The following is a 6,814-nucleotide window of genomic DNA, read 5'->3' on the forward strand; positions in this document are numbered from 1 at the left end:
AATGTGTATAAAAAGAGTTAGAGAAAAAACAGACAAAGATTTTATTAAAACAAAGAGATTTTTAGGTTATAAAATTGATAAATAGTAAATCAGAACTAAAATATATTGTAATTCAAGTAACAATTACTCTTTTAATAGCTCTAATTCCAATATATTTTTATATAGATGCAACAAAAAATAATCAAGATATAAAAGATAAGATAGATTTACAAAATTATGCAAATCAAATTGTTTTGAAAATAGATTATTTTGAAAGAGAGAACAACAATATATTTTATTATCCAAGATCAAACATATATTTCTCTTCAATTTTTGATAAAAATAAAAATGAAATATTCTCTTCAAATCAATCTTTAGAGTTTTTTTATGAAGATTTTAAAAAATTTAAAGATAGATTTTGTTATCAAAAAGAGTTAAATCAAAATATTTTAGATGCTTCATTTTTAATTGTTTGCAAAAACAGCGATTATAGTGAGGTTATTTATAATGCCTTAATACTTATCTCAATAGTTACTTTTTTTATATTTTTACTCTCATTTTTTGTAATAAAACAGAGCATTGAGCCATATAAAAAATTAAATATCTATTTAGATGAGTTTTTAAAAGATGCTATGCATGAGCTAAAAACTCCAATAGGAGTTGCTAGAATAAATATTGATATGTTATCAATGAGATTAAGAAATGATAAAAATATTTTAAGAGTAAAATCTGCTTTGAAAAATATGACAATAATTTATGAAGATTTAGAGTATTACATGCAACAACATGAGGTAAAAGAGTTAAAAACAGATATTAATTTATCTTCATTTTTAGAAAAAAGAGTTGAGTTTTTCAATGACTTAGCAGTTGCTAGAAATATAGTTTTTCATAAAAATATAGAAGCAAATATTGAAATAGTTTTTAATGAAATTGAAGCTTATAGAATAATTGATAATAATCTATCAAATGCAATAAAATATTCAAAAAATGATTCAAATATTTATATTAGTTTAATAAAAGATGATAAAAATATAAGGCTTGTTTTTAAAGATGAAGGAGTTGGTATAAAAGATACATCAACTGTTTTTAAAAGATATTATAGAGGTGATAATATAACAGGTGGATTTGGAATAGGACTTAGTATTGTAAAAAATATTTGTGATAAAAATGGTATAAAAATTGAGCTAGACTCAAAAGAGAATCAAGGCTCAACTTTTACATATATTTTTAGTTTGTAGTAAATTTAAGACCAACTATTCCTATAAGAATAAATAAGATACTTATAACTCTAATTAAAGTCATAGATTCACCAAAAAGCATAATTCCAGCAATTACAGTTCCAACAGTTCCAATACCTACCCAAACAGCATAAGCTGTACCAATAGGAAGAGCTTTTAAAGCAAGGCTAAGAAGATAAAAACTAATAATCATAGTAACAATAGTAAAAATTGTAGGAAATAGTTTTGTAAATCCATCACTATATTTTAAACCAACTGCCCAAAATATCTCAAAAATACCTGCTAAAAATAGTATTATCCAACTCATAAAAATCCTTTTGAAAAATTTAAGGCCGTCCTTGAATGAGTAAAGAGGCTAGGTCGTCCTAGCTTTTGTAGAAGCCTATTTTAGTAGATATTAGATAAAATATAAATAAAAATCAATTAAGGTAAAGTTTTGCAACAATCAACAAAAGCTCATATTTATGTAGTAATAGCAACAATTTTTATAGCAGGATCATTTCTTGCATCATATAAACTTTCAAGCACAATAGATGCAATATCATTAACTCTTTATAGATTTGTTTTAGCACTTATTTTTTTATCACCACTTGTAATTTTTAATAAAAATAGAGTAAAAGCAGTACCAAAATTCTTACCAAAAGCTATGGTTATAAGCCTTTTTTACTCTTTATATTTTATTGGAATGTTCAAAGCTTTGGAGTATACAACAGTTTTAAATACAGGCTCAATATATACTTTAGTTCCTTTAATGACTGCAATTTTATGTATCTTTTTCTTTAAAGAGAAGATTCCTTTAGCTCAGTTGATTGTTTATATTATAGGAATAATCTCTACTTTAATAGTTGTTTTTAAAGCCAATTTAGAACTTTTATTAAAATTTTCTCTAAATCAAGGAGATATTATATTTTTAATAGCCTCTTTATCTATGGCACTTTATTCAATATTTTTAAAGGTTTTATATAAAAAAGATGATGATATTATTGTGCTTGTTTTTTCTACTTTAATGGCTGGAATAATCTGGATGAGCTTTACAATGTGGATTTTGGATATTCCTTATGAGTGGGAAAAAATTGAGGGTAATTTACTATTTTCAATGTTATATTTAGTAGTTGCAACAACAATTTTAACGCTATTTTTATATCAAAAAGCAACACTTATTTTAGGACCAAAAAAAGTTATGGCATATATTTATATAAGTCCATCTTTGGTTGCTTTAATAATGTTTATTTTTGAAAAACAGACTATCTCTTTAGGAGTTTTTATAGGTATTTTGCTTTCAACAATTGCTACAATTATAATTTTAAGGCAAAAATAAAATATATTAATTAAATCTACTTTTTATAAACTCAATAAAGGTTTCAAAAAGTAGATTTTTTGATTTATCTTTATGATAAATTAGATAGAACTCTCTTTGTAGCTTTAAATTTTTTAATTTTATTTCAAACAATTTTTTCTCTTCTAACTCTTTTTTCACAACTACTTTTGAAATAGCAGTTACTGTATTTGAGTTGTTTAAAACAATAGTTTTTATCTCTTCAAAATCTTGTAGTTGCATAAAAATATCTAACTCTTTTGCAATTTCTCCAATTTTTGCTATAAAAATCTCCCTTGTTCCACTTCCAAGCTCTCTTAAAATCCATTTTTTATCAATAGTATCAATAAAACTCTCTTTTTTATACTCTTTATCACTTGTAACAACTACTAGCTCATCATTTGATAACTTCTCTTTTACTAAATTACTATTTTGTATATCTACTTCAATAAGCCCAATATCTAACTCACTTTTTAAAATTTTATCTATTATTTTGCTTGAATTTATTGTTAAAATATCGAGTTTTACATCCTTATATTTTGATAAAAAATCAAAATAAATATTAGGCATAATGTAGTTTGATATTGTTTTGCTTGATGCTATTTTTATATGTCCAGCTAATTTATTCTCTTGAAAAATTGTTCTTGCATCAAAAAGTGCTAGATAGTGAGAGTAAGTTTTTTCTTTAAAATATTTCCCCTTTTCATTTAGTATTAATTTTTTACCAATTCTATCAAATAGTTGTTCATTTAGACTACTTTCAAGTGATTTTATAGCTAATGAAATAGCTGATTGACTTATATTTAACTCACTTGCCACCTGTGTTACTTGGGGATTTTCACAAAGTTTATAAAAAAAACTTAACTCTTTTAGTGTCATATTTTTCCTTATTAAAATTATTTATTATTATATTAAAAATAATATATTTTACAAATTAAAAAAATAAGAATATAGTTTTAAAATTAAAGGAGATTTATTGTGAAAACAAATAATCAAGATATAAAATTATTAATAATAGGAACATTAGTAATCTTTGTTTTTGCAATAATATCAATATCTATTGCAAATTCAAAAATAGTTTCAAGTTTGGCAATAAGCCCATTAATCGTTGGAATTATTTTAGGGATATTTTTTGCAAATACAATAAAAGAGAGCTTTTTTGATAAATATAATCAAGCTATAACATTTAGTGCAAAAAAACTTCTAAGAGTTGGAATTATATTTTATGGTTTTAGACTTAGTTTTCAAGATATTGCAGATGTTGGTTTTGGTGGAGTTTTTGTAGCTTTTTTTATAGTTTTTTCAACTTTTATTTTAGGGTATTTTATTGGAGTTAAAGTATTAAAACTTGATCGTGAAGTTTCAATTTTATGTAGCTCAGGAGCATCTATTTGTGGAGCAGCTGCTGTTATGGCAACATCTGGTGTTGTAAAAAATGAGTCATATAAAAGTGCAATTGCTGTATCTTTTGTTGTTATTTTTGGATCAATTGGGATGTTTTTGTTACCTTTTTTATACAATATTGGATTAATACCTTTGGATAATAATCAAATAGGAATCTATTTTGGTGCAGTTTTGCATGAAGTTGCAAATGTTGTTGCTGCTGGAAATATGGTAAGTGATGAAGCTACAAATAGTGCAATAATTGTAAAAATGATTAGAGTTATGTTTTTGGTTCCATTTTTACTTCTTTTATCATATTTTTTGATTAAATTTCCAAATAGTGAAAATATAAAAGCAAAAAGCAAAATTATAATTCCTTGGTTTGCAGTAATTTTTATAGTTGTTGTTGCTTTTAACTCTTTTGATTTTTTAAATATTAAAACAATAGAGACAATAAATTACATAGATATGACAGTTTTAACAATGGCAATGTTTGCTTTAGGATTAAATACAAATCTTAAAAAGTTTAAAGAGGTTGGAATAAAACCCTTTTATTTAACTTTACTTCTATTTATATATTTATGTTTTATAGGATATTTTTTAGTTCTCTTTTTTGTTAAATAGTGGAAGCTAATGCCCACTATTTAACACTAATGTTATAATCAGATAGAAGTTTTACCCAAACAATACTATTTCCATCTTTATCAAAAAGTGCTGGTGTTCCTTGAACTCCTAAGTTTGTTCCAAGTTTTAAATGCTCATCTAAAATTTTCTCTAAATTCTCATTTTGAGATTTTGAGTATTTCATATTTTTAATTTTTGTTAAATCATCTCCAATTTCAAACTCAAAAAAAGCATCAATTTTCTCTTTTGTAGTTTTTTGACTTAGTATATATTTGCTAATATCTCTTGCCTCTTTATGAAAATCAAGTGGATAAAAAAATACTTTGATTTTTACTTTATCTTTAATCTGTTCAAAATATGATTCAAATTTTTTACAATATGGACATTGTGGGTCTGTAAAAAGAATTAACTCTTTATCTCCATTTCCATAAATAAAAGCCTCTTTATTTTTAAGTGGTGTTAAATCAACAGGAGATTTTAGTTGAGTTCCATTTGAACTATTTATTACTGTTCCACTTATTACATATTTTTTATCTTTTGTTACAAAAATCTCATCTTTTGCACCCTGAGCTGATATTTTTAAAATATATAACTCTCCTGCATTAAAAGCTTTTTCAACAGTTATAGAGTTTCTTTTTAAAAGCTCTAAATTCTCAAATTGTGCATATTCACTCTTTTTTAATTCAATAAGATTAGCTTGTGAAAAAGTTAATAAAAATATTGATAAAAATAGAGCATTTTTTACTGTTTTTAACATTTTTTTCCTTTTTTTAAATTTTGTGCTAATAGTACTAAAATATAGTTAATCTTTAGTAAAACTCTTTAGATAATTAAAGAGAAAAAATATGTAGTAACAAATGAGATTAAAATTCCATAACCAACAATTGCAGAACTAAGTCTTGGAGCAAGTCCAGCCATTGCTGCTATTGCACCTGCTGTTATCATTGGAGCCATAGCAGCTTCTAGTATTGATACAGTTCCTGCTAGATTATTCCATCCAAAAATTTTACAAACAATAATTGCAATAATTGGAGCAAAAATAAGTTTAACAAATAAAGCTACACTAAAAGGTTTTATATCCTCTTTGGGAAGTTTAAGTTGAAGTTGAAGTCCTGCTGCTACAAGTGCTACTGGAACTGTTGTTAGAGCAAAAGCCTCTAATACTTTTGTAATAGTTGGATTAAACTCCACTCCAACTAAAAATAGAGCAAAAACTAGCGTTAAAAACGGTGGGAAAGTTAGAACTTTTATAGTGATTAGCTTAAAAGTAACCTTTGTTTTGCTTGTATATATTGATACTATAAATGTTCCATATATTGCAAATGCCAAGAAAGTTCCTAGTTGATCATAAACTAGTAAATATGGCATAAAATTATCATTTGGCAAATATGTATCAAGTAGTGGAATACCCAAAAATGAGCTATTTGTCAAAATAGCAACTAGCATTAAACTTCCAGTTACCTCTTTACTAAAATCAAAAATCTTTGATAAAAAAAGAATTAAAAAAGCACTTAATGTCATAACAAGCCAAGCAACAATTGCTGGAATCATAAGCTCCAAAGAGAAGCTTATTTTTGGTGTTTGTAAAAGTACAATTGCAGGATATGATACATAAAGTACAAATTTATTTAAAGCAATTGAACCATCCCTTTGCATAATATTTAAACGATTTAACATATACCCTAAAAATAGTGCAAATAAAATTAATAATATATTTTCCAAAATCAACCTTTTTCATAAGTAAAGTGGAACTTTATCATAATATGATTTAATTATTTAATATAGAGATTAAGATTATTTTGGTACATTATTGTTTTAAATAATTTGAAAGGATATATATGAAAAAAGTTTTAATTATAAATGGACATCAATATTATGATGTAGTTGCACGTGGGGAATTAACAAATAAAATAATAGAGAAAGCAAATAAATTTTTTGAAAATAATGGTTTTGAAGTTAAATATACACACATTGAAAAAGGTTACGATGTAAAAGAGGAGTGTGAGAAGTTTGAGTGGGCTGATGCAGTTTTATTTCAATATCCTGTTTATTGGATGGGAGTTCCTTGGATAGCTAAAAAATATTTTGATGAGACTTTTACTCAAGGAAGACACTATACAAGTGATGGAAGAAGTAGAAGTGATGAGAGTAAAACTTATGGAAGTGGAGGACTTTTAAAGGGTAAAAAATATATGTTAAGTATCACTTACAACTGTCCAAAGAGTGAATTTAATAATCCAAATGGTTTTTTTGATGGATTATCATTAGATGAAGC

At 25.2% G+C, this 6,814-nt stretch carries 8 protein-coding genes; 4 read left to right on the top strand and 4 right to left on the bottom strand.

What is annotated here, in order from left to right:
- Window positions 1-74: 74 nt before the first annotated feature.
- The gene (locus WC168_RS08940) at window positions 75-1,217 is read left to right on the top strand and encodes a sensor histidine kinase (protein WP_372618761.1); all 1,143 of its coding nucleotides are present in this window, start codon (window positions 75-77) and stop codon (window positions 1,215-1,217) included.
- On the opposite strand, the gene sugE is transcribed toward WC168_RS08940, so the two are convergent.
- On the bottom strand, window positions 1,207-1,524 hold the full coding sequence (sugE, locus tag WC168_RS08945; RefSeq protein ID WP_372618763.1) for a quaternary ammonium compound efflux SMR transporter SugE: 318 nt from the start codon (window positions 1,522-1,524) through the stop codon (window positions 1,207-1,209). The genes WC168_RS08940 and sugE overlap by 11 nt on opposite strands.
- A 129-nt stretch (window positions 1,525-1,653) precedes the next feature.
- On the opposite strand from sugE, the gene WC168_RS08950 reads away from it, so the two are divergent.
- A complete protein-coding gene (locus WC168_RS08950; protein WP_187475160.1) occupies window positions 1,654-2,535 on the top strand; it encodes a DMT family transporter in 882 nt (293 codons plus the stop codon).
- Between the two features lie 6 nt (window positions 2,536-2,541).
- On the opposite strand, the gene WC168_RS08955 is transcribed toward WC168_RS08950, so the two are convergent.
- Entirely contained in the window at window positions 2,542-3,411 is an 870-nt protein-coding gene (locus WC168_RS08955; RefSeq protein WP_066159387.1) for a LysR family transcriptional regulator, read from the bottom strand.
- Between the two features lie 99 nt (window positions 3,412-3,510).
- On the opposite strand from WC168_RS08955, the gene WC168_RS08960 reads away from it, so the two are divergent.
- Window positions 3,511-4,539, top strand: a complete 1,029-nt coding sequence (locus WC168_RS08960) for a YeiH family protein (RefSeq protein WP_372618766.1) — start codon at window positions 3,511-3,513, stop codon at window positions 4,537-4,539.
- 16 nt (window positions 4,540-4,555) lie between these two features.
- Here the strand turns inward: WC168_RS08960 and WC168_RS08965 are convergent, their stop codons facing one another.
- Together WC168_RS08965 and WC168_RS08970 are read right to left on the bottom strand one after the other, a co-directional pair.
- A complete protein-coding gene (locus tag WC168_RS08965) occupies window positions 4,556-5,296 on the bottom strand; it encodes a DsbC family protein (RefSeq protein ID WP_372618768.1) in 741 nt (246 codons plus the stop codon).
- Window positions 5,297-5,361: 65 nt separating this feature from the next.
- On the bottom strand, window positions 5,362-6,261 hold the full coding sequence (locus WC168_RS08970) for an AEC family transporter (RefSeq protein WP_066354881.1): 900 nt from the start codon (window positions 6,259-6,261) through the stop codon (window positions 5,362-5,364).
- Window positions 6,262-6,377: 116 nt separating this feature from the next.
- Here WC168_RS08970 and WC168_RS08975 point away from each other — a divergent pair.
- Window positions 6,378-6,814: NAD(P)H-dependent oxidoreductase (locus WC168_RS08975; protein WP_372618771.1), on the top strand; the 437-nt coding region annotated here is incomplete at its 3' end.

The organism is Aliarcobacter sp., assembly GCF_041672065.1.
GTDB classification, from domain to species: Bacteria; Campylobacterota; Campylobacteria; order Campylobacterales; family Arcobacteraceae; genus Aliarcobacter; species Aliarcobacter skirrowii.

Bases quoted from the DNA above. Each gene is read 5' to 3' on its own strand.
- sugE (WP_372618763.1), bottom strand. From the start codon at position 1,524: ATGAGTTGGATAATACTATTTTTAGCAGGTATTTTTGAGATATTTTGG.
- WC168_RS08955 (WP_066159387.1), bottom strand. From the start codon at position 3,411: ATGACACTAAAAGAGTTAAGTTTTTTTTATAAACTTTGTGAAAATCCC.
- WC168_RS08965 (WP_372618768.1), bottom strand. From the start codon at position 5,296: ATGTTAAAAACAGTAAAAAATGCTCTATTTTTATCAATATTTTTATTA.